Origin of the sequence: Bifidobacterium canis, assembly GCF_009727065.1 — a bacterium.
In the GTDB taxonomy this organism is placed as follows: domain Bacteria; phylum Actinomycetota; class Actinomycetes; order Actinomycetales; family Bifidobacteriaceae; genus Bifidobacterium; species Bifidobacterium canis.
In genome coordinates, this window is record NZ_WNLP01000007.1 from 98,862 (window position 1) to 121,821 (window position 22,960).

A 22,960-nucleotide genomic window follows, 5' to 3' on the forward strand; every position below is an offset into this window, starting at 1 on the left:
CAAGCCATAGCTTCACAGCAAACATTCAGAAAATAATTCAACAAATATTTATATTGTGTTTAATAAAGCGAATTATTTTCTACCAGCGATACTGCCGAGCGAGCGAATAAAAAGCACAAAGTGAACGAATTTGTCGAGCTGAAAAACAAAGCAAATGCAACGATGAGTCACTTTTTACTGATAGTTCCGCAAGATCTGCGGGGAAAAATTTCAACTTACAACAATTTTCAATAAAAAGCGTGCAAAAATTCTGTTCGCGGAGAGGCTAAATACCTGTGCATAAAAGATGCCGTAGTTCTATTATCAAACATGAAAATTGTTTCGACCTCTGAGAACAAAGACAAGGAAATAAACACCATGCACGCATCAATTGAGAACCGCCATGTCGAAGGCCGTGCTCTTGATGAAAAAGACAATATCATTCTCGATATTCTTGAGCACAACGGCCGTGCAACCTTGGCGCAACTCGCAGAAGCAGCATCCCTTTCCATTTCTGCCACGCAATCTCGTGTGCAGAAACTCGAACGAAACGGGATCATCGTTGGGTATCGAGCGATCATCCACTACCCAGAGCAGACCGCGGGAGCAATCCACGCGTTCGTCTCGGTGACACCGCTCGAATACAATCCGGAACAAAACATTCCCAAGCAGCTCGAGGAAATCGAAGGCATTGACTCGTGCGACGCCGTGTCGGGCAGCCAGGTATATGTGCTGACGGTCACCGTGCCGTCTGTGCCGCAGCTCGAGGATCTGGTCACGCGCATTCACCGCATCGTCCCATCGAACGTGGAGACGACGATGGTTCTGCACCGCTACTTCCCGAAGTAAACCACTGCCCGAAGTATGCGGTAATTCCGCGCTAGCCCGCGCAACTGTGCATCCGAGGCGTTTCGAGAGTACGCGCTTTGCTCACATGGCGGTAGCATGTTGACGCTACTGTAGAAATATGAGCGAAGAGCGTACTGAACGAAACGCCTCGGAGTCTAATGAGACAGTGATCGACTCCGAAGGCAACTGGCAAGACGAGAACACGAAAACCATCGTCAAGAAAATCACTGTGCTGCGCCAGTCCATCGACAATGTAGACATGGCGATCATCGCGCTACTCGCAGAACGCTTCAAATACACGTCTTCGGTGGGTGTGCTCAAAGCGCAGGCCGGTTTCGCGCCCGCGGATTACCAGCGCGAGAATCAGCAGATGGAACGTTTGCAACGCATCGCCAAAGAAGCCGGGCTCGACCCACAGATCGCCGAGGAATACCGCGAATTCGTGGTCACCGAAGCGAAGAAACGGCACAAGCGCATCGCTGAAACCGGCGAAGACCCGGGCGTGCTCGATATTTTCGCTTGATATTTTCGTTAGATACACGGCAACACCGCACACTGAGCAATTCACCAATTCACATCAAAAATAAAAGAAATCTCTGTATGAAATCGTCACCACTACGCGCCGCCGTCACCGCGGGCATCGCCGCACTTGCCGCTCTCTCACTGGGCGTCAGCGCGGGCACTACCATACGCGCGAATCTTCCGGAGCAAACGAGTGTTGGCGATCTCAGCTCGCAGTATGAGGGAGATAATCTTTTTCTGGTGAAAGACTCCGACGCGCGCTCACGCCGCATGTATGTCGTGCCCGCGTCGAACGCGCAGGCCAAAAGTTCGCATATATTACTCGACGGCGCGCTGCCGTGGTCGTTCACCGCGAGCTACACGCTCGACGGGCCAGATGTGACCGCGGAGAAGATCAATGGAGCCAGCGGGCTCGTGGGCGTGCACGTGAACGCGAAAACAAACGACTGGATCGCGCAGAACGTGCAGCAGTTTGCTAGTAGTATGCGCCTGTTCGTGTTCTTCTCGATGCCGGCGCAAGCGGTCAGCGACGTGTCGGCAGACAGCAATGTGGCTGTTGTGCGCGACGGCAACACGATTTATGCCGGCGCGAGTGCTGCGCCGGGCTCGACGCTCGACTTCCACGTGTATGCCGAAGCGAAGAATTTTTCGATGAGTCCGCTCGTGCTCGTCGCGCTGCCGAAATCTGCGGCGAGCACGTATGCGAATGAGTTGCGCGAGCTGGCGAGCCAGTCGGCGCAACTCATCAACACGGTGACCGGAGAGAATGCCGACGATGCGAACGCGAAACTGATCGCCGAGCTCACGCAGTTGCGTGATCATGAGCGCGAACTTGCCGACGCGCAGATCAAGGAAACGGACGCCGCACATAAGAAGGCATTCCATGACTATATGAGCGCGTATGTGGGCTCATATACGACGCATTTGAGCGGTTCCGTCGGCAATTCCACACAATTGACCGCGTTGATGGGAACGGCGGGCGAATTGAGCGGGGATACGCCGGTCGCCAAGGCGGTGACGAATCTCGCTTCGGCGGTGAACGCGCGCAGTGACGCCTACCAGCACATCGGCGCGGCGAATGAAGTGGATTGGATTATTCGCCGCATTCGTCAGCAGGGCACGCAAGGGTTGACTTCAGAACTTGCGCAGCGCGCCGGCACGAACTCGCGTGAGGGGACGAGCGGTTACTCCGCCGGGCAGAAACAGTTGTCGTCTGCGATGATTCCGTATTCGATGGCATATACCGATGCGTATACGGCCAATCTCAACACGTTGACCGGCGGTGACGTGAGCAAAGCGCAGGGCGCGGCACAAGAGGCCATCGCGAAGACCGACAGTCAATTCGATTCGAATCAGACGCTCAAAGACGATCAGGCGAAGGTCGACGCTGCGATGGAGTCGCTCGCGCTGGCTCGCGAACATACCGGCGCGGCGAGTGCCGACAGGCAGATTTCGTTGCGTTTCGCCACGCAATTCGCTGATTCCGGCGAGAATTCTTCGACGAACTCGTTCGGCGCCACGGCGATGTCGGAGCAGACGTATCGTGACTGGTGCGCGCATTCGATCGGTGGCATGATCGAGCAGAATCGTGACAAGGCGATTGCGAAGGCGCGCACCGATGAGCAGCAGAAGCAGTCCGCTGATGGCGGGTCTCAGGATTCACTGGTTGTGGCTTCGAACAACGATGCCTCTGCCGATGTGAACAAGTTCGCCGGTTCCGCAGCTGCCGGACTTGGCGTAAAAAGCGTTGGTGGCAGTTCGAGCGACAGCTCATCTTCACAGTCAAGCGATACGACGTCTCGCATTCCTGAAAGCGAGCGTTTGGCCACGCAGCTCGGCGTCTCCGACTTGGCGAGCAATCTGATTCTGCACGCGAACCCGTCCGAGATTCTCGGCGAAACGGTGCAGATTGGGCAGGCGCAGGCGTTGCTCGAGCATGGTGCGACGATGTGCACGAATGGTGGCACACTGGCGAAGGAAGTCGACTCGGATGCGGCGAACCATTGGCCCGATCTGCGCATCGTCATCGTCAACCAATAGATCTTATTGTGCTGGTGGGGATATAAAACCTCTTACGCACTCAGATACCTGGTTGGGAAAACCGCTATTTTCCAACGAAAAATGGTTTTCGATATCTGGTGCTGTGAAGGTTTTATATCCCCACCAGCGAAATGGGCAACGAAATAGTTGCTAGTTGTTGCCGTTGTTCAGCGAGTTATTCCCCTGCTGAACGATGGCCTTCAGGAAGTCGTTGTTCGTCATCGTCTTCTTCAAACGCGGAACAAGCGTCTGATATGCCTGCTCCGGTTCCAAACCGCCGAGCAGACGGCGCAGACTGTAGATGACCGGCAGTTCCTGCGGATTCGTGATAAGCTCTTCACGGCGCGTGCCCGAAGCGTTGATGTCGACGGCCGGGAACATGCGCTTGTCGGCAAGCTCACGGCTCAAGCGAAGCTCCATGTTGCCAGTGCCCTTGAACTCTTCGAAGATCACCTCGTCCATCTTCGAACCGGTTTCCACCAGAGCAGACGAGATGATCGTCAGCGAGCCACCGTTCTCGATGTTGCGCGCGGCACCGAAGAACTTCTTCGGCGGGTAGAGCGCCTGCGCATCCACACCACCCGACAGAATGCGGCCGGAAGCCGGAGCTGCGATGTTGTAGGCGCGAGCCAGGCGAGTCATCGAATCGAGCAGCACCACCACATCCTGGCCGAGCTCCACGAGACGCTTGGCGCGCTCGATGGCGAGTTCCGCGACGATCGTGTGGTCGGAGGCCGGACGGTCGAAGGTCGACGAAATGATCTCGCCCTTGACCGTGCGCTCCATGTCGGTCACCTCTTCAGGGCGTTCGTCGACGAGCACGACCATCAGATGCACTTCCGGATTGTTCACGGTGATCGCGTTCGCGATGTTCTGCAACGTGATCGTCTTACCGGCCTTAGGAGGCGACACGATCAGACCACGCTGACCCTTGCCGATAGGCGACACGATGTCGATCAGGCGTCCGATCAGGCGGTTCGGCGTCGTTTCCATGCGCAGACGCTCGTCTGGGTACAGTGGCGTCAGCTTGCTGAAGCTCGGGCGATCCTGAGCCTCTTCAACGCTCAATCCGTTGATCAGGAAGATCGACTGCAGCGGCATGAACTTCTGGCGCTGGTTACGGCGGTCGCCCTCATGCGGGGCACGAGTGTAGCCGCGCACGGCGTCGCCCTTGCGCAGGCCGTACTTCTTGATCTGCCCCATCGACACATAGATGTCGTTCGGTCCAGGCAGGTAGCCGGACGTGCGGATGAACGCATAAGAGTCGAGCACGTCTACGATGCCACCGACTTCGACGAGATCTTCGGTGTTGTCGCGATTGTCACGAGTATTGCGGTCGTCGTTGCGTCCGCGACGTTCGTTGGCATTGTCGTTACGATCATTACGATCATTGCGTTCGTTACGATCATCACGATCCGCACGATTACGGCGATGCGGGCGATCCTCATGCTCGTTGCGATCGTTGCGAGATGCACGTTCATTGCGGTCATTGGAGCGATCGTTATGATCACCGCGCTCGTTGCGATCGTTACGTTCGTTGCGACGCGGACGGCGATGTGTACGCTCCTCGGGCTCCTCGGCATCAGCTTTGAGCGGCAGCGACGAAAGAATATCGTCGAGCTCCTGCTTCGTCTCGTCATCGCCAGCGGTCTTCGCCGCTTCACGGCGACGCAGCGGCAACGGCTCGTTGAGCACACGGCGACGTCCACGCACATGCTCGCCGCGCTCCGGCAGCGGCAGTGAATCCAGCAGTTCCGCAGTATCAGCGGTCTTCTTCTCAGTCTTACCGGCAGTCTCGCGCTCCGGCTCACTCTGACGATGCTTTCCGCGAACACGACGGGTGCGAATCTGCGTCATCTCTTCTTCAGCAGGAAGCGCGGCGTATTCCTTGCTCTCACCATCCGACTTCTCTTCAGCGGTCTGAGCTTGTGCGGTCTTGGTGTGCGCTGCCTTTGCGCGCACGGTTCTCTTCGGTTTGACAGCATTGTCTGCAGCAGTGTCAGTTGCCTGCGTGAGAGGAGCCTGATTGGTGCGCGCAGTCTCAATCGCAGTCACCAATTCGCCTTTGCGCATCCCCGAAACTCCGCGCAGACCCATCTGCTTGGCGAGTTCCTTGAGCTCAGGCAGCTTCATTTCAGTTAGATTTGGGCTATCGGCCACTTTGACTTACCTTCCCTAGGCCACACGCATACTGGCGCTTTGTGGCAGAAAAAGAATATTGAACCGCTCAATGGCGTTCAGATGATTCATATGATTTGAATACAAAACACAAGGTACATCACCATCGCGACGAAATGCGAAGCGCGCGCCCACGATATGAATATCGTAAGCGCGCGCTTCGCATACAATCTGTTTGTTTTTATGCTCTACTTGGTCTCATGATATGCCTTGTCGGTGTTCACTGACCACACATTGTTCTTCGACGTCTTGTGCGTGCGAATATTATCGACCGCCTCGATCGCCGTGGCCATCGAATGATCCATGTTGTTGTAGCGGTGCTGGCCGTTACGACCCACGCAATAGAGGTTGCCAAAGGAGTCGAGGTATTCGATGAGCTCCGGCATCTGATCATAAGTGTCGAAGTAGGCAGGGTATGCCTTCTTCACGCGTTCGCGGTGAGAATCGATCACGTCGTCGGGGCCTGAGATCACGCCCATGCGAGTCATTTCGTGAATGGCGAACTTCGTGGCGTCTTCATCGCTCATGTTCCAGAACGCGTCACCTTCTTCACAGAAGTACTCCAAACCGATCCACACCGTGTTGTCAACGTCTTTGACGAGGTACGGGCTCCAGTTGTTGAAGATCTGCAGGCGACCGACCTTGTAGCCGGGGTCCTGCACGTAGATCCAGCAATCCGGCACGATAGGCGGGTTGCCGAGCGTTGGAATATCGGTGGTGTTCTTGAGCTTCAGGTGCTTGACAAGCAGACCAACGGTCACGAAGTCACGGTATGGCAGTCCCTCGGCGATCTCTTTCATGTCGCTCGGAGCCGGTTGCTTCTCCGTGTCCATTGCCTCAACCAGATCCTTGACCGGCATCGACGAGATGAACTGATCCGCTTCCAGCGTCTCCTCAGTGCCGTCCGAATGCTTGACGAGCACCGATGCGATCTGGCCATCGTCACCGCGATTGACGCCGACCACTTTTGCGCCGGTGACCACCTTGACGCCCTTGGCCTTGCAGTTGTCTTTCACCGTCTCCCACAGCTGCCCTGGGCCGAGCTTCGGGTACCAGAACTCTTCGATCAGCGAAGTCTCCACCTCGCTGTTGTCGCGCTTCTTCGGCAGCATCTTCTGCACGGCGTTCTTCAACACACCCATGATCGAGAGGCCCTTGACGCGCTGCGAACCCCAGTCGGCGGAGATGACCGACGGGTGGCGGCCCCACAGCTTCTCGGTGTAGCCTTCGAAGAACATCGAATAGAGCTTGCGGCCGAAACGGTTGATGTAGAAGTTCTCGAGATTATCTTCCGGCAGCTTGTGCACCATCGACTTGAGGTACGAGAAGCCGGCCTGAATGGTGAGCTTCGGCCCCATCGCCTTCAGCGTGTTCGCCGACAACGAGATCGGGTAGTCGAGGAAGTGCTTGTTCCAGTAGATGCGCGACACACGATGGCGCTTGAGCATCACCTTGTCGGTTTGCTCCGGATCCGGTCCGCCCGGCGTCAGCTCATGGGCGTCCTCGCGGCCAAGCTTCTTGTCATCATACGATGGAGCACCCTGCAACGGCAGCGTGTCTTCCCACCACTGCATGATGCGGTCGTCTTTCGAGAAGAAACGGTGGCCGCCGATATCCATGCGATTACCGTTGTGCTTCACGGTGCGCGCGATGCCGCCGAACTCTTCGGTCTCCTCGAGAACCGTCACATTGTATGCGTTCGATCCGTCTTTGACCAGTTCCCAAGCGGCAGTCAGGCCCGCAGGGCCAGCACCGATAATAACAACTGATTCCGGTTCGTTTGTAGACACGATGAGAATCTCCTTATGTGGAATACCGGGATGCCAGAACGCTTCATGCGCCGGCCAATGCATATACAGTATGCAGTGCTATATCGAATTTTATATGCCACTAGTCTACCGACTGCCGTGACTTATGTTCATCGACGAACAATCGGTAATGGGTGACATTGTTATTGCATATCGTCAGGAATGTCGATGTCTGTTTGCTGCACTTCCTCGACGTTCACATCTTTGAATGTCACAATGCGCACATTCTTGACGAAGCGACTGGAACGGTATACGTCCCACACCCATGCGTCGGAAAGCTGCACGTCGAAATACACGTCCTGCCCTGCCGAACGCACGTTGAAATCGACTTTGTTCGCCAAATAAAAACGGCGTTCGGTCTCAACCACGTACTTGAACAGTTTGATCACATCACGGTATTCGCGATACAGCGACAGCTCGGCATCGGTCTCGTAGTTATCTAGATCTTCTGCGCTCATGCTTGTGCGTTACTCTTCTTTCGAATCGTCGGACGTGTCGCGCGAAGTCATGCGGTCATGCCCGAGACGACGCCACCAAGCCTTCTTCGACTGGTTGCGCTCCTCGTTGTTGTATGGCCACGAATTATTCTCGCTGTCTACGTTGTCTTGTGCGATGCGAGCCGAATCGGAGCGAATCTTGTCTGCCATCGATGCGTCCGCATTGCTGTGTTTGCCGTCATCCTGCTGATGTTCTTTGGCGTCTCCCGTCAACGGCTGCTTGCGGATAGCCACCGAATGCTGATGTAGCAGCAGCGCCTTCTCCATGCCAGGATTCGTGATGATCGCATGCATGCCGAAGGCGTCCATCGCCTGCACCGGGTCATATTCGTCAGCCAACGTGTCAAGCACATTGAGATCTTGGTATTTGTTGTTGTGATTGTCCCACAACGCATCGCGAGACGTGCCCGAGAGCACGAATCCGAGCGACTGATACACCGAGAACGAACGCGTGTTCTTTTCGGGAACGGCGACCCAGATGCGGTGCAAACCGAGGCCTTCTGGCTCGTCGGCGAAACCGTAGGTCATCACGCGAGGCATTGCGTCACGCGAGTACCCGCGTCCGCGGAACTCCTTGCCAAGAATCACTTGGATGCGTGCGGAGCGAGCCCAGCCGTCAACGTCAATCAAGAAGATCATGCCGATGAACTCAGTGGCGTTGTTGCGATTCACCGGCTCGTCATCATGGCCTTCAGGCACAGTGAGCATCGACCAGGCAATGGTACGGCGAGATTCCGGATCCCCCACACCGGAATCGGATGCTTCGATGCCCTCACTCCATGCCTGCGAACGACGCACCCATGCATGCACGGCTGCGCGTTCGGCGACGCGATCCTTGCCGGTGATGCCGGAAGCGTTCACGTAGGCGTCCAGTTGATCCATTGCCGGCAGATCATTTGGCGACGCCGGGCGCAAATACACCATTTCTCCCAAGATCTCGGGAATCGAAATACGCGATGGCAATTCACGTGAGCGTGCGGTTTCGTCCCCCGACTTTCCGTCCACTACAGTTGTCATGTCCATTCCTGTCTGTGATGACGGGGCTCGTCCCCCATCTTTCAACCTATATATGCTACCTTAGCTCGCCTATCTTTTCAACGCACTCGACCGTAAGTATGAGCTTTGTGTATGCATGGCATTCAGCCTGCTCTTTTACTGTCAACCACGCAGGTACTCGTGCGAAAAGATCGGGTGAAGCGCGCAAAGGAGGGCGGCGCAGACATCTGCAACCGCCCTCCTTGAGCCATATAGCGAACTATGCGCCGAGCATCAGCCCTTGATCTTCTCCATGACGATCTTCGTGACCGCCTTGGCATCGGCCTGGCCCTTCGTAGCGCGCATCACAGCACCGATGATTGCACCCATCGGCTTCATGTTGCCGCTCTTGAGCTTCTCCACGACGTCTGGGTTCGCAGCCATTGCCTCGTCAACGGCGGTCTGAAGCATACCGTCATCGGAAACGACCTTGAAGCCGTGCTTCTCGACGATCTCGGCAGGCGTGCCTTCGCCCTTGAGCACGAGCGCGACGGTCTGCTTGGCGAGCTTGTCGTTGAGCTTGCCGTCGGCGATGAGCTTCTCGACGTCAGCGACTTCCTGCGGCGTGACCGGCAGCTCTTCCAGCGAGATGCCTTGGTTGTTCGCTTCACGCGACAGCTCACCGAGCCACCACTTCTTCGCGCCGGCAGGCGTTGCACCGAGCTTGACAGTCTCCTCGATCAGATCGAGGGCGTCGGCGTTGATCACGTCACGCATCTCGACATCGCTGAACTTCCACTCGTCCTTCAGGCGGTTGCGGCGTTCACGTGGCATCTCCGGCATCTCGGCCTTCATCTTCTCGATGCGGTCGTTCGTGATGTGCAGCATCACGAGATCGGGATCCGGGAAGTAGCGGTAGTCATCGGCGTCGGACTTCACACGACCGCCAGCGGTCGCCTGTGCAGCCTCGTCCCAGTGACGGGTCTCCTGCAGAATCTCACCGCCATCATCCAGAATGGCGGCCTGACGACGAATCTCATACTGAATCGTGCGCTCGATGCCACGGAACGAGTTCACGTTCTTCGTCTCAGAACGCGTGCCGAACGGATCGGACGGGTCACGGCGCAGCGACACGTTCACGTCGGCGCGCATATTGCCCTGCTCCATGCGAGCATGCGAAATGTTCAGCGCACGCACGATGTCGCGGATGGCGCGCATGTATGCGCCAGCGATTTCCGGACCGCGATCGCCAACGCCGGTGATCGGCTTCGTGACGATCTCGATCAGCGGAACGCCTGCACGGTTGTAGTCGACGAGCGAGTGGTCGGCGCCTTCGATGCGGCCGTCGGCACCGCCGACGTGCGTGTTCTTGCCGGCGTCATCCTCGATGTGGGCGCGCTCGATCGGCACACGGAAAATCGTGCCGTCTTCGAGCTCGACGTCGAGGTAGCCCTCGCCATTCGTCGGCTTGTCGTACTGCGAGATCTGGTAGTCACGCGGCATATCTGGGTAGAAGTAGTTCTTACGCGCGAACTGGCTCCACTCGTTGATCTGGCAGTGCAACGCCAAACCGAGCTTGATCGCATAATCAACCGCGGTCTCGTTGATCACCGGTAGCGAGCCAGGCAAGCCGAGGCTCACTGGGGTGAGCTCGGTGTTCGGTTCAGCGCCGAACGAGATCGGAGCCGGGCAGAACAGCTTCGTGCGAGTGCTCAGCTCAACATGGGTTTCCAAGCCGATAACGGGATCGAATTCCTTGACGGCTTCGGAATATTTCATCAACTTTTCAGCCATAATATCTGTTTTCCTCCGCTATCAGTTGTTCAGGGAATCGAGCCATGGCGTCTTGAGCGACTGCCAGATCGGGCCGTTCCACTCGTCTTGCAACGCCGCTTCGAGAGCTGCTGCCGGCTTATACATCACTTCGTCACGCTGCTGTGGGGCGATGAACTGGATGCCAGTCGGCAGGCCGTCGTCGGAGAGACCGGACGGGATGCTCATGGCGGGGACGCCGGCGAGGTTCGCCGGGATGGTGGCGATATCGTTCATATACATCGCCAGCGGGTCGTCCATCTTCTCACCGAACTTGAATGCGGTGCTCGGGCTGGTCGGGGAGATCAGCACGTCTGCCTGTTCGAACGCCTTCTTGAAGTCGTCGATGATGAGCGTGCGCACCTTCTGTGCGGAGCCGTACCAAGCATCGTAGTAGCCTGCGGACAGCGCATAAGTGCCGAGAATGATGCGGCGCTTGACTTCGTCGCCGAATCCGGCCTCACGCGTGTAGGCCATCATGTTCGCCGCGGTCTGAGCCACATCTGCCGGCGGCATGACGCGCAAACCGTAGCGCATGCCGTCATAACGAGCCAGATTCGAGCTGACCTCGGACGGCATGATGATGTAGTAAGCGCCGAGTGCGTACTTGAAGTGCGGGCAGGAGACCTTGACGACCTCAGCACCCATCTCCTCGAGCTTCTTGACGGCTTCATTGAAGCGGGCTTCAACGCCGGGCTGGTAGCCTTCGCCACCGAGCTCCTCGACCAAGCCGACCTTCATGCCTTTGAGGTCACGGTTCATGCCTTCGCGAGCAGCCTTGACCATCGGGCGCGGGCCTTCCGGAATCGACGTGGAGTCACGCTTGTCGTGGCCACCGATGATCTCTTGCAGCAGTGCGGAATCGAGCACGGTGCGAGACACAGGGCCGATCTGGTCGAGCGAGGAGGCCATGGCGATCGCGCCGAAACGAGAAACACCGCCATAGGTTGGCTTGACGCCGACCGTGCCGGTCAAGGCACCCGGCTGGCGAATCGAGCCACCGGTATCGGTACCGAGTGCAAGCGGGGCTTCGAAGGAGCCGACCGCAGCTGCGGAACCGCCACCGGAACCACCTGGAACGCGCTCGGCATCCCATGGGTTCGACGTGTGCTGGAATGCGGAGTGCTCGGTGGATGAACCTTGTGCAAATTCGTCGAGATTCGTCTTGCCGAGCAGCGGCATGTGGGCGGCCTTGAGCTTCTCGATCACAGTGGCGTCGTATGGCGGCACCCAGCCTTCGAGAATGCGGGAGGCTGCTGTGGTCTCAATGCCCTTGGTGACGATCATGTCTTTGATAGCAATCGGTACGCCGGCGAGTTCAGGCAGTTCGGCCTTCTCGTCGTCGCTCAGATTGTCGAAAGCATCGGCCTGTTCGAGAGCGGTTTCGCCGGCGACTTTCAGGAATGCCTTGATGGTGGGTTCGGCTGCGTCGATGACTTCGAGCTCGGCGTTCACGAGGTCGCGGCTCGACACTTCTTTCTTGCGCAGCAGTTCGGCCATCTGCACGGCAGACAGCTTGACCAGTTCGTTCGTATCGGTCATATCACTCCTCCCCCAGGATTCGAGGCGCCACGAACATGCCGTCTTCGGCAAGAGGCGCGCCAGACAACGCTTCGGCCTGCGTCAGCGGAGTGGCCGGAACATCCGGGCGCAAATAGGCCTCAAGCGGCACTGGGTTTGCGGTCGGAGGAACGTCTTCGGTGGCGACTTCCTGAACGGAGTTGATAGCGTCGGCAATAACATTGAGCTCACTCTGCATGCGGGTGATTTCCTCATCGGTGAGCGCAATTCGGGCAAGATCGCCCAAATGGATTATTTCTTCGCGTGTGAATGTAGGCATGGCTTCAACTATACGAACCAATTGTGACGAGATGAACTAAGCTAAAATCTGTTGCATGTTACTGAGGGTAGCTCTCTACCCGTGGACTACATATTATGCAAACATGAGGAAACACTGATATGGGTGGGAGAAGATAGTGCTTTCTCCCACCCATATCAGCGGATCAATTATTTATTCATAGCATCGGATCTCAAAATGCGATGATGTTTATCTCCATTAGTGGAATGCAACATAATGTGAACTTTGTCTGACAACACTGGCTCCTCTAAGCGCAGCCAGTAATTTCTCATATAGTTATCCCGTACAGAGACCTCTTTGACTATCTTTTCTTTATCGAAAAATTGCACCGTGAAATCTTTCACCAGTGTGCTTTGCACACGCTTTTCTTGCAAAGCCATACGACTGGTTAACAAACTCGGCATAATTTCACGTGACAGATTCGAATCAAAGCGGATATTCAATTCTCGTATAGAAGCAGCTCGTGAAAGATCCAGATCGATCCATTCTTCGCCATCAGTGGCAGATTCCCAGTAGTTCAATTTATCCGCTACTGTTCGTGCAGTACCATTGATAACAGCAGATGCGGCGGTTCTACTACTTGTCGAGCTTGACGCGCTCACCGTGGCGGAACGAGCAAGATCGAGAGGATCCTCGTTGATGACTCGCGGTATATACAAATCCTCTTTCAAAGCCTCTTGTTGTAGTTCTTGAATCTTGCGTTTTCCCACCTTCCTCGGTGTCAGACTGTATCGTTCAGCGAGCCACGTCGCGAGTCCAATCGCTTGTCCGATCACTGAACATGTACCCATCACTCTCGTGGAACCGAAGGCGATATGGGTGGTGCTAATAAGCCTGCCGCCGAGAAATAGGTTATCGATATTCCTGGAATATAGGCATCGATATGGAATCTGATATACATCTTTGAATTTATAGTATGTCGTTGGATCATCAGATGAAGCAGCTATGCCGCCGACTGCATGGAGATCCATGGGCCAGCCTCCGTAGGCTATTGCATCGCCAAACGAAGTATTCTCGAGAATGTCGTTCGCCGTTAGGGTGTAATCGCCAATGAATCTTCTAGATTCTCGCTTCCCCGGTAGGAAGCCAATCCAGTGCATAGTTACTCGCTCCATGATCTCCATCATTTTGATGTGATCCCAGATTCCGAGTGCCACTTTCAGCAGCTCATCGCGAATATTTTCCGCATCTGAAATGGTATCAAGGCCATCACTTCCACCCAGTTCGATCCACCAATACCCTGCTGTAATATCTGAATGGTCTCTTCCGGCGAGATCACTTTCATGATATGTGTATGCCCAACTTGGCTTAGTGAATGGCACAGGATGACCCATATCTTTTGCCGTGAACTGTATACTGCTACCCATTGTGTGATTGTCAGCTTTTTCGGAGCATATGGCTCATGAAATTCCGATTCAGCCTCTCGACCGCTACGGTATTCGGCACCAACCAATGCTCCTAGCGTTCCATCGCCTGTAGCATCTACAAAGTAATCGCCATAGAACCTATACTGTTTTCATTAGTCAGTTGATCCACATCAACAAACTCGATCCGGTCATTAGTTCTGCTGGCGTTCACCATTTGCGCATTGAGATACAGATCCAGATTGCTCTGATAATGGGCTTTCTCCCATAGAATCAAATCAAACACTTCGAATGAGTTTGCTGGATTCCGATATTTATTCTCCAACAACATCTCTTCTAGGATGCCTGTTTCTCGAGCATTGGGGCGTTGCGCATGATTATCCGCTCCGCAGATGTGCATGCGTATCTCGGAGCTCGCGTTCCCTCCTAGAACCGGGCGGTTCTGTATCAATGCTGTTTTCAGTCCTTTGCGCGCTGCCGTAATAGCCGCAATAGTTCCAGACATGCCACCACCGACAACGACTAATTGATAATGCAATTCTGTAATACGCATTAGATCATCCCTTGACGCTGCCAGCCGTAAGGCCGGAGATGATATAGCGCTGGCATAGACCGTATACCAATAGGAGTGGAACCAGCGATAGCACACTTGCTGCAAGAATCAATTGGTCTTGGGAAACACCTGCATCGTCTACGAAGCTCAACAGGCCCAATGGCAGCGTGAATTTCTCTTTATCGTTCAGGAAGATAAGTGGCTGCTCATATTCATTCCACTTCCAGATAAAAGTCAGAATAGACAGTGTTGCGATTATAGGTTTGGCCAAAGGCATCATAATCTTTGAGAAGATCTGTATCTCGCTGGCGCCATCTACACGTGCGGATTCAATGATTTCGTCGGGAATTTTCGAGAAGTATTGCCGCACGAGGAAGATCCCCAGCGGGGTTGTTAGCTTCGGCAATATCAGCGACCATAGCGTGTTGTAAATGCCTACCGCTTTAAACATCAGGAACTGCGGAACCATAATAATCTGGAATGGAACCATCATGGTGCCCAGCACCAATATGAACAGTATGTTCTTGCCAGGGAATTGATACTTTGCAAATGCATACCCTGCTACTGCCGACGTAAACACTTGGAAAGTACACGATATAGCGGCAACAATCACGGAATTTAACGTATACCGCATGAATGGCGGATCTGTACGGCTGAGCACTGTCTTGTAATTATCTAAAGAAAAATGCCCCGAGAAGAAGTTGACCGATCCTTGATAGATGTCCGACAGACTTTTGAACGATGACGTAATCATCCAGATAAACGGGACGATGAATAATAGAGCCAACGCAAATATCAATATCGTGGCAATAATTTTGCTGAAATGCGAAGATTGTCTCTTCATGGTAAAACACCTCTAAGTTGTACGACGTTGTACGACTGTGACTAATCGAATGTTTTAAATATCTTTAGTAATGCACCCACTTCTTTTGCCCGCGCATTTGGATAATCGTGATGATGAACACAATGAGCATCAGGAACCACAAAATGGCGGAGGCCAATCCCATTTGATTTTGGGCAAAGCCAACTTTATACATGAAGTATGTAAGCACTGACGTAGAGTTGTTAGGTCCTCCTTGAGTCATGATCTGCACATTCGCAAAGACCTCGAAAGATGCAATCACATCAGTTACCACCAGGAAGAATGTCGTTGGAGACACCAACGGCACCGAGATGGAGAAGAACTGCCTCACAGCTGATGCACCATCAACTTTTGCAGCTTCATACAGCGATTGATCAATACCCTGCAACCCTCCAATGAACAACACAATGTTGTAGCCAAGCTGCGTCCATATCGCCATAATCATAAGAGCGATCAAAGCCGTTTTATCGCTGGCCAGCCATAAGGGTGGATTCTCAATGCCGATCTTACGTAGCACATCATTGATGATGCCGTTTTGCGGATTGTACATCATCATCCACACCAGCGACATGGCTGAAGCGCTGCCGATATATGGCAGGAAGAACATAGCACGTGCAAGCCCTCTGGCATACACGGCTCTGTTGATGATCTCCGCCAATATCAAGGAGACAATGATGAGTACAGGAACGGTCACCACTGTATAGATGATGTTGTTTTTGAACGAAATCCAAAATACTGGATCTTTGAACATGTTTATGTAGTTCTTCAAACCAATAAACTTGGATCCCCAGAAGCCCTTGAACAGGTTGAAGTCCATGAATGAGATAATCAGCGAGTAGAGCAATGGCAGATAGATGAAAATCGAATTGATGATCACCACCGGCACTGTGAACAGATACCCGCAAAAACGCTCCTGCGCCTGAATACTCTTTTGTCGTTTACCCCTATGGGGCTTGCGCATAGTTTTTGCAGCACTCATCTTTATGCCTCAGTTCTTTGCGAGTTCATCTTCGAACCGCTTAGTGAGACTAGCGATATATTGATCGAAGTTCTTAGAATTGAGATAGTAGTTTTGCTCTTCCTCGGTCTCAATCGTGGTCAAAGAACCGCGTCCTTTGAATTGGGTGGAGATGATGTAGCGTTGATCCATGCCTAGGACTTCTTTTTAAAGGAATCGACGTCATACAACGTATCTGCCTTATCGCTCAACACCGCGGAAACCATGGCATCATCTGAGACTTGGCCATCCAGCACGGGGAGCTTCCCCATCTTCGTGTAGTCTTCGGCACCATCCGTCAGCACATATTCGATGAACTTATATGCTTCCTGCGGATGCTTGGACTTTGAGCTGATCTGCAACCAGTTGTTAGCCTCCGTGTTGTATTCACCACTATGCACACCCTCCATGTTGATTTTGGCAATGGCGCAAATGCGAGCTTGAAATTACGCGGATACTGTTCGACGTTATTCAACGCGCTGCGAGACATCCATGGCGAATAGAAAGCCATAAGCGCATCGCCCGTGAGCAACAGCTGTGATTCGTAGTTAAAGATCTTTCTGGCCATCACTTGGCTGAATGGATATGCACTCTTCTGCTTATAGACCATGTCATAGTAATTCTTTTTAATTGTCCAGCCTTTATCGCTGAAGTTGGGTGCGCCATCCTTGGTGTATTCTGCATCACCGCCGTAAATCTGCTTTTCGATGTTATGCCAGACTCCGGCTAGGCCATATACGGTCTTGCCGTTTTCTTCATGGGTAGCCTTTTTGGCTATTTCCATGAAATCGTCCCAAGTCCAATCATCGGGAATGGTTATGCCCATTTCATCCAGCTTGTCTTTGTTGTAAACAATGCTGAATGACTCCATTGAAGTCGGGATGCCATAATATTTGCCCTCGTAAGCAAGATTGAAATCTTTGACTTTATCGACGAGCCCAGAAGAGTCCACGGTGGAGAGATCTAACGGAATTCCAGATTTGGCTCTCCTCTCAAAATCTGCTGGGGTATAGGTGAAGAACATGTCGATGGAATCATCAGCCATCAAAGCTGTATCCAACTTGGCGTTACCTGTCGGATCGTTGGTAAAGCGAGTGTATTTGACTTTGACGTTGGGATTCTTTTTCTCGAACCCTTCAATGACTTTGTTGAATCCTTGATCTGCTTGGACTCCTCCCCAGATCGAGAGTTCAACAGGTCCGTCCGACGCGCCCGTTGAACCGCATGCCGTAAAGGCCAGAGTGCTGGCAAGAGCCACTACCGCCGAAATGAATTTGGTGGATTTACGCATTGTATTCTCCCTGCGAATCTTCCGACATACATCGTTGTATGTCATGTGCTAATCAAATTTGTTGATAATTATTGAACTGTGGATTCCATATTTGATTTATTGCGATATCCCTCCTTTGAAGTTCAAGCGACAGAATGGCGCATCAAACCGTAACACCTTGAAGCTCCAATGAATGCTGTATATCGCGAACATCCAGTTTGTTGGGATTAATGTTGTTTTTGCCGCAATAGCTGCGGCGGTGCCTGCTGCTTGGCCGATATTGACGCAAATAGGCATGACACGACAACTTGAATTCGCCTTGTGAGTGGCAGAGATATTGCGTCCTGCCAGCAATAAACCATTGCACCCAACCGGCACTAAACATCCGTATGGAATGGTGTACCCTTTTGGCTGAGCGAACAGTTTCTGCACGCCCTCTTTGTCCAGACCGCTACCATCCAGATTGTGGATGTCAAAATTAAAGTGCGCCTTAGTCACAACCCAGTCGTCAAAAACCCTTGCAGATAGAATATCTTCTGCGGTGAGAGTTTCCATGCATTGGAAATGGCGCGTTTCGCGCACACCGATAACAGATGCAGTACTGATCACATAGCAGTGTTCGAATCCAGGAACATATTCTCGCAAAAATTCAACAATCGGTTCTATTTGCTTGCGGCAAGCAATAGTCGCTCTTGTCAAATCATCTGGATTCGTCCCATCAACGTCAATGCAATTGGTCATATTGCATGTCACTATCCCCGGAAGCGTACTGCGGTACAGCAACACATGGCCTGCGGGATACGGAAGGTGTTCCCGGCCAAGAGTTTGTAGGTCACCTTTCGGCACTTTGAAAGTTTCTTCAAAGCTACCAGGGAACACTGCTCTATCAGTATCTACTCCAGCAACTTTGAACATCAGTGTCAGGGGCTGCATCTTCCCGTCATCTTCACGACCCTTGACGTATGGGACACCGGCCTTGGCAGCTATATCGCCATCTCCTGTGCAATCGATAACAACTTTTGCAGTGAATCCTTGCAATCCCGCTTTGCTGTAGCCAATGACGCCACGAATCTGATTCCCATCAAGAATCACATCATCTGAGAAAGTGTACAGGCGCAAATGCACTCCGGCTTCCTCTAGCATCTCCAGCAAAACAGTTTTCAGTTTTTCAGGATTGATAAGAGTTGGGCTCCGGCCATCGGAATCATCGGCTCTTTCCAAGATCTCTTCATAGAGCCCACCTTGAGTGTCACCTGTCCAATGGCTCATAAGACCTGTAGTGGCAACGCCACCTACATCCCCAGTTTGTTCAAGGAGCATAACTGAAGCCCCGTTCCTAGCAGCGCTAATGGCAGCCCCTATGCCGGCGGGTCCTGCACCTACCACAAGGACGTCACCCGACCATGCAATCGGAACATCTTGAGAAAAGATATTACAGTTTTCATATCATCCTGATTTCCACATTGAAATCAGCCTTTTGACTTAAGCTGATACTGCAATTATATTGTTTTTAGCAAGTAGTGAGCCGTTCGATTCGCCGTAGAACCGACCAAGAACTTCAGGAATTTGCTCATATGGATCAGGTAGTTAGTTTTTCACCACAAGCATTCACGAATCCGGAACGATTTTATATTTCGTCCATTGGAATCACCTATCCGGAAAAGAACTATTACAGGTCGCGCAGAGAAACCGTTGAATATAGTTTCGCGTTCATCATCTCCGGAAAAGGGTACTTCGACATTGACGGCGGTCAACGGGTGACGGTGAATGCTGGCGATACCACCATTCTTCCTGCGGGTATTTCATATAAGGCATGGTCAGACCAAGAAAACCCTCAATATAAAATATGGATGGCCGTAGGCGGCAGTCTCTGCAATGCCCTGTACAGCAGCTATGGACTAGGTCCTAACATCAGTTTTCAATATCCAAGAACAGGCACGCTGCTCCATAGGCTATACGATGAATGCCACACCAACCGCGGCAATCCTGAATATCTTGCGGTACGAGGTGCATTATTTATGCACGAACTTTTCGCTTCAATAGCCTTGAATGAAACAGTAGATAACAGCACTCAATACAGGTATGCTAGAGCGGCAAAGAATTTTATCGATCAGAATCTAACGAAGCACATTTCCATGGAAATGGTGGCTCATGACGTCGGCATATCCATTTCACATCTCAATAGAACCTTTACCGCGAAATATGGCATCACTCCTGCTGCATATTATCTGCAATGCCGCATCGACATGGCACAGGCACTATTACTTCATACCGATATCCCGATCAAAAAATAGCGCAACAGCTTGGTTTCAGCAGTGAGCGCTATTTTTCCGACTGCTTCCAGCGGAAGTGCGGTACCTGCCCTAGGAAATATCGATCGACTCATATTGGCTAATAACAGCAGTCTCATTGACCTGCAATCATCAGGCAACTTTGCAATGCCAGAAATTCCACCTACACCAAGTCCAGCCTCTGCAACTTCCCCCAATGACGCGGAGCCACCGAATGGACGCTCACTGGATTGCGGCGTGCTGGGAGATCCATGCATGCATGGAGACGGCTGCAGCTGCACCGGCGTTGATGGAACGCACTGAACCGAATTGGCTGATGTAGACCACGTCGTCGGCTAATTCGAGTGCCCTACTGGAAAGCCCCGGACCTTCAGCACCGAACAGCAGCAGGCACCGCTCCGGAAAACGATAGGTTTCCATTGGCACAGCGCCGTCGATGATGTCCATTGCGATTATTTTGGCGCCTGTGGCCATGCGTAGGTCATGGCGTGCATAGATCAGTTCCTGGTTGGCTTGTTCAGCGTCGATCTCGCCAGCTTGCAACTTCGCTTCGATGCTATGCACTCTGTTTCGGCGTTGCGCTGTTCCTGTGCGATGCGCTCATGCCAATCATCGACGCATTCTTGAATCGTGGCGTGATTGACGACGTGCTGGTAGAGTTCGGTCATCAATGCGCCTTTGCGATTCCATTTATGTGGTCCGACGATGTGCACGCGGTTGGCTGTGAACGCATTGGCGGTACGCACCATGGAACCGATGTTGAAATCGTGAGTCCAGTTCTCGATCGCCACTTCGAATGGATGACGGCCACGTTCGTCGAGATCCGCTTTGATGGCTTCAACCGTCCAATACCGGTAGCGATCGAGCACGTTGCGTTGATCACCCTCATCAAGCAGGGTCTGGTCGAAGCGCGCATCATCTGGCCTTGGCGCATCGGGGTGCTCCTGTTCCCAAGGCCTGACGCCTATCGGCCGGAACACGGGTTCATCGGAGGCTTGCGCTCTCACATCGATTGGATTCGGTTCATGCATGGCTTCAGCTTACCTGCAACGCGCACATTGTATGCCGCAATACCAGTTGCGCACTAGTGCAGTTCGGATTCATGGAAGACTTCGATGAACGGCAGCTCGGATTCAGTGCCTTTGACCGGATCCACCACTCTGATGGTCGGGTCGGTCATGTCGACGCCACCGATAAGCGACGCTACAGCGACCACTTGAGCGCCCTGTGCTTCGATGATGCCGAAATCGAGGCTCAACTCGTTTCCGTTGCGCAAGGTGACGAGCGACGATGTTTGCACATACGATTTCTGCGACAGCCATGCGTCCAGCAATAACACGCGCTTGCCTGCAATGGAGGGTCCTTTGATTGCGGGATACACGAAATCCATCACGAACCCGTTGAGGTCTTCGCCTCGCGATGCGGCGGCCTGCATCATCGAGCACACCATCGGCACTGCCGCGGCGGTCAATGCACCGACAGCATCGAAGTCATCCACCGAATATCCCTGCTCCTCACAGGTATCGAGCAGCATATGCCCGATCAGGGAAGCACCGTGGGAATCGAATGTCACGTCGAACAGTTCGGAGAATGGTCGATCTGCCATGTGTGCCTGCAGCATCGTTTTGAGTTGCTCACGCGGCTCCATCGCCGCGAAATCAACTGCGGAATCGGTGTTCTGCTTGGCGACCGGCTTGCCGGTCTTACGGAATCCTTGTGCGTCGCTCATGCTTTCACACTATCTTCAGACCCAGATAGTTCAGGAGCCGTCAAGTCTCGAATATCACCTTGCTCCGACTCGATGTAGTTCACCTGGTCGATCACCTTGTTCGCATCGATGCGTTGGAGTTTGCGCGCCGATGGCAGCACGCGGGTTTCCAACGTGCCGACGAACTGATTGTATGCACCGACCGTCTTCGTGATTTGCTTGCCCAATGCCGTCGCACGCTCGCCCAATATGGCGAATCGTTCATAGATTTCACGTGAAACATCGAACAGCTGTTTCGCATCGTCGGTCAACGATTGCTGCTGCCACGCATAGGCGATCGATTTCAGCACGGCCCACAGCGTCACGGGAGACGTCAATGCCACTTTGCGCGCGAACGCGTCATCGAGAAGCATCGGGTCGGTTTCGAGTGCCGCCTGCAGCAGCGCCTCGTTCGGAATGAACGCGATCACAAAATCGGGAGCCTCGTCGAACGCTTTCCAATAGGCTTTATCTGACAACGCGCGCACATGTTCGCGTAGAGCCTTCGCATGTGCCTGCAACAATTGAGCGCGCTGATGCAGTTCGGCGTCACTGGCGCCGTCGGGGATCTGGCATGCGCGTTGATAATCGGCATATGGCGCCTTCGCGTCGATCGGTATCGACTTGCCACCGGGCAGATGCACCACCATATCTGGCCTCAGCTGATTGCCATTGGCGTCAGACACCACCACCTGCGTATCGAAATCGATATGCGCGGTGAGCCCTGCCGATTCCACGATGTTACGCAGCTGCGCCTCTCCCCACGCGCCACGCACCTTGTTGTTGCTCAACGCGGCCGACAGCGCATTCGTCTGCTTATCGAGACGCAACTGCTGCTCACCGAGCCCACGAAGCTGTTGACCGAGCGCTCCCATCTCCTGCTTGCGCCCTTCTTCGATCTGCTGCACTTTGTGCTGCAACATATCGAGATTGCGTTGCACCGGAGCAAGCGCCTGCAACACTTCGTTACGCTCACCCTGACTGGCCTGCGCGCGCAATCGCTCCGTCTGCTGAGTCTGCTCAAGCTGCGACTTCACATACGCGAGTTGTTCGCGAGCGCCTTCGAGCTGTGCTTCGGCTTGCGTCGCGCGGAGTTGCTGGTGCTCCGCTTCCTGCCGCAACCGTTCGACATCACGCGCGTTGAACTGCCCCGTGGGAGCGCCAGCGTGCGACTTGCCCACGAAGAAGCCGGCGACGGCGGCCAACACAGCCACAATCACTAGAACCACAATGCCTACAGCAGTACTTTCGAACATATGTTCTAGTGAAGCCGAAATCGTGCAGGTTGTCAAATACCCAGCATTTCGCGCGCCATCAACTGCTCCGCGTACAGTTATATGAGTATGTGTCGAATCCGA

The 22,960-nt window shown here is 53.5% G+C and carries 19 protein-coding genes and 2 pseudogenes; 5 read left to right on the forward strand and 16 right to left on the reverse strand.

Annotated elements, in window-relative coordinates:
• Window positions 1–357: 357 nt before the first annotated feature.
• The 3 genes from GSD1FS_RS06995 (at window position 358) to GSD1FS_RS07005 (ending at window position 3,390) form a co-directional block, all read left to right on the forward strand.
• Window positions 358–828 carry an Lrp/AsnC family transcriptional regulator gene (locus GSD1FS_RS06995; RefSeq protein ID WP_246166033.1) on the forward strand — a complete coding sequence of 157 codons (471 nt, stop codon included), beginning with the start codon at window positions 358–360 and terminating at the stop codon, window positions 826–828.
• A gap of 118 nt (window positions 829–946) precedes the next feature.
• The gene (locus GSD1FS_RS07000) at window positions 947–1,351 is read left to right on the forward strand and encodes a chorismate mutase (RefSeq protein ID WP_155588981.1); all 405 of its coding nucleotides are present in this window, start codon (window positions 947–949) and stop codon (window positions 1,349–1,351) included.
• Between the two features lie 77 nt (window positions 1,352–1,428).
• On the forward strand, window positions 1,429–3,390 hold the full coding sequence (locus GSD1FS_RS07005; protein WP_155588982.1) for a tubuliform spidroin: 1,962 nt from the start codon (window positions 1,429–1,431) through the stop codon (window positions 3,388–3,390).
• 150 nt (window positions 3,391–3,540) lie between these two features.
• Here the strand turns inward: GSD1FS_RS07005 and rho are convergent, their stop codons facing one another.
• The 13 genes and pseudogenes from rho to GSD1FS_RS07080 all read right to left on the reverse strand — a co-directional run bounded on the left by rho (window position 3,541) and on the right by GSD1FS_RS07080 (window position 18,950).
• Entirely contained in the window at window positions 3,541–5,523 is a 1,983-nt protein-coding gene (gene rho, locus GSD1FS_RS07010; protein WP_155589009.1) for a transcription termination factor Rho, read from the reverse strand.
• Between the two features lie 233 nt (window positions 5,524–5,756).
• Complete coding sequence (locus GSD1FS_RS07015; RefSeq protein WP_155588983.1) at window positions 5,757–7,421, reverse strand: NAD(P)/FAD-dependent oxidoreductase; 1,665 nt, start codon at window positions 7,419–7,421, stop codon at window positions 5,757–5,759.
• 98 nt (window positions 7,422–7,519) lie between these two features.
• A complete protein-coding gene (locus GSD1FS_RS07020; RefSeq protein WP_155588984.1) occupies window positions 7,520–7,834 on the reverse strand; it encodes a DUF2469 domain-containing protein in 315 nt (104 codons plus the stop codon).
• Between the two features lie 9 nt (window positions 7,835–7,843).
• A complete protein-coding gene (locus GSD1FS_RS07025) occupies window positions 7,844–8,890 on the reverse strand; it encodes a GNAT family N-acetyltransferase (protein WP_155588985.1) in 1,047 nt (348 codons plus the stop codon).
• Window positions 8,891–9,142: 252 nt separating this feature from the next.
• Window positions 9,143–10,642 (reverse strand): Asp-tRNA(Asn)/Glu-tRNA(Gln) amidotransferase subunit GatB, encoded by a 1,500-nt coding sequence (gene gatB / locus GSD1FS_RS07030; RefSeq protein ID WP_155588986.1) that lies wholly within the window; start codon window positions 10,640–10,642, stop codon window positions 9,143–9,145.
• A 21-nt stretch (window positions 10,643–10,663) separates the two neighbouring features.
• Complete coding sequence (gatA, locus tag GSD1FS_RS07035; protein WP_155588987.1) at window positions 10,664–12,202, reverse strand: Asp-tRNA(Asn)/Glu-tRNA(Gln) amidotransferase subunit GatA; 1,539 nt, start codon at window positions 12,200–12,202, stop codon at window positions 10,664–10,666.
• A 1-nt stretch (window position 12,203) separates the two neighbouring features.
• Window positions 12,204–12,500 carry an Asp-tRNA(Asn)/Glu-tRNA(Gln) amidotransferase subunit GatC gene (gatC, locus tag GSD1FS_RS07040; RefSeq protein ID WP_155588988.1) on the reverse strand — a complete coding sequence of 99 codons (297 nt, stop codon included), beginning with the start codon at window positions 12,498–12,500 and terminating at the stop codon, window positions 12,204–12,206.
• Window positions 12,501–12,667: 167 nt separating this feature from the next.
• Window positions 12,668–13,971 (reverse strand): annotated as a pseudogene (locus GSD1FS_RS07045) (FAD-dependent oxidoreductase).
• 29 nt (window positions 13,972–14,000) lie between these two features.
• The gene (locus GSD1FS_RS07055; RefSeq protein WP_155588990.1) at window positions 14,001–14,435 is read right to left on the reverse strand and encodes an FAD-dependent oxidoreductase; all 435 of its coding nucleotides are present in this window, start codon (window positions 14,433–14,435) and stop codon (window positions 14,001–14,003) included.
• A 4-nt stretch (window positions 14,436–14,439) separates the two neighbouring features.
• Window positions 14,440–15,279 (reverse strand): carbohydrate ABC transporter permease, encoded by an 840-nt coding sequence (locus tag GSD1FS_RS07060; protein ID WP_155588991.1) that lies wholly within the window; start codon window positions 15,277–15,279, stop codon window positions 14,440–14,442.
• 64 nt (window positions 15,280–15,343) lie between these two features.
• A complete protein-coding gene (locus tag GSD1FS_RS07065) occupies window positions 15,344–16,276 on the reverse strand; it encodes a carbohydrate ABC transporter permease (RefSeq protein WP_155588992.1) in 933 nt (310 codons plus the stop codon).
• A gap of 316 nt (window positions 16,277–16,592) precedes the next feature.
• On the reverse strand, window positions 16,593–17,585 hold the full coding sequence (locus GSD1FS_RS07075; RefSeq protein ID WP_196425058.1) for an ABC transporter substrate-binding protein: 993 nt from the start codon (window positions 17,583–17,585) through the stop codon (window positions 16,593–16,595).
• A gap of 96 nt (window positions 17,586–17,681) precedes the next feature.
• Window positions 17,682–18,950 (reverse strand): FAD-dependent oxidoreductase, encoded by a 1,269-nt coding sequence (locus GSD1FS_RS07080; RefSeq protein ID WP_343030246.1) that lies wholly within the window; start codon window positions 18,948–18,950, stop codon window positions 17,682–17,684.
• Between the two features lie 188 nt (window positions 18,951–19,138).
• On the opposite strand from GSD1FS_RS07080, the gene GSD1FS_RS07085 reads away from it, so the two are divergent.
• A complete protein-coding gene (locus GSD1FS_RS07085; protein ID WP_155588995.1) occupies window positions 19,139–19,858 on the forward strand; it encodes a helix-turn-helix domain-containing protein in 720 nt (239 codons plus the stop codon).
• Complete coding sequence (locus GSD1FS_RS10440; RefSeq protein WP_155588996.1) at window positions 19,798–19,959, forward strand: AraC family transcriptional regulator; 162 nt, start codon at window positions 19,798–19,800, stop codon at window positions 19,957–19,959. The genes GSD1FS_RS07085 and GSD1FS_RS10440 overlap by 61 nt, the downstream gene beginning before the upstream one ends.
• Before the next feature lie 118 nt (window positions 19,960–20,077).
• Here the strand turns inward: GSD1FS_RS10440 and GSD1FS_RS07095 are convergent.
• The 3 genes and pseudogenes from GSD1FS_RS07095 to GSD1FS_RS07105 all read right to left on the reverse strand — a co-directional run bounded on the left by GSD1FS_RS07095 (window position 20,078) and on the right by GSD1FS_RS07105 (window position 22,858).
• Window positions 20,078–20,886: pseudogene (locus GSD1FS_RS07095) on the reverse strand (TrmH family RNA methyltransferase).
• A gap of 53 nt (window positions 20,887–20,939) precedes the next feature.
• Complete coding sequence (locus GSD1FS_RS07100) at window positions 20,940–21,584, reverse strand: phosphoribosyltransferase (protein ID WP_155588997.1); 645 nt, start codon at window positions 21,582–21,584, stop codon at window positions 20,940–20,942.
• The gene (locus GSD1FS_RS07105) at window positions 21,581–22,858 is read right to left on the reverse strand and encodes a DNA recombination protein RmuC (protein ID WP_155588998.1); all 1,278 of its coding nucleotides are present in this window, start codon (window positions 22,856–22,858) and stop codon (window positions 21,581–21,583) included. The genes GSD1FS_RS07100 and GSD1FS_RS07105 overlap by 4 nt, the downstream gene beginning before the upstream one ends.
• Window positions 22,859–22,960: the final 102 nt, after the last annotated feature.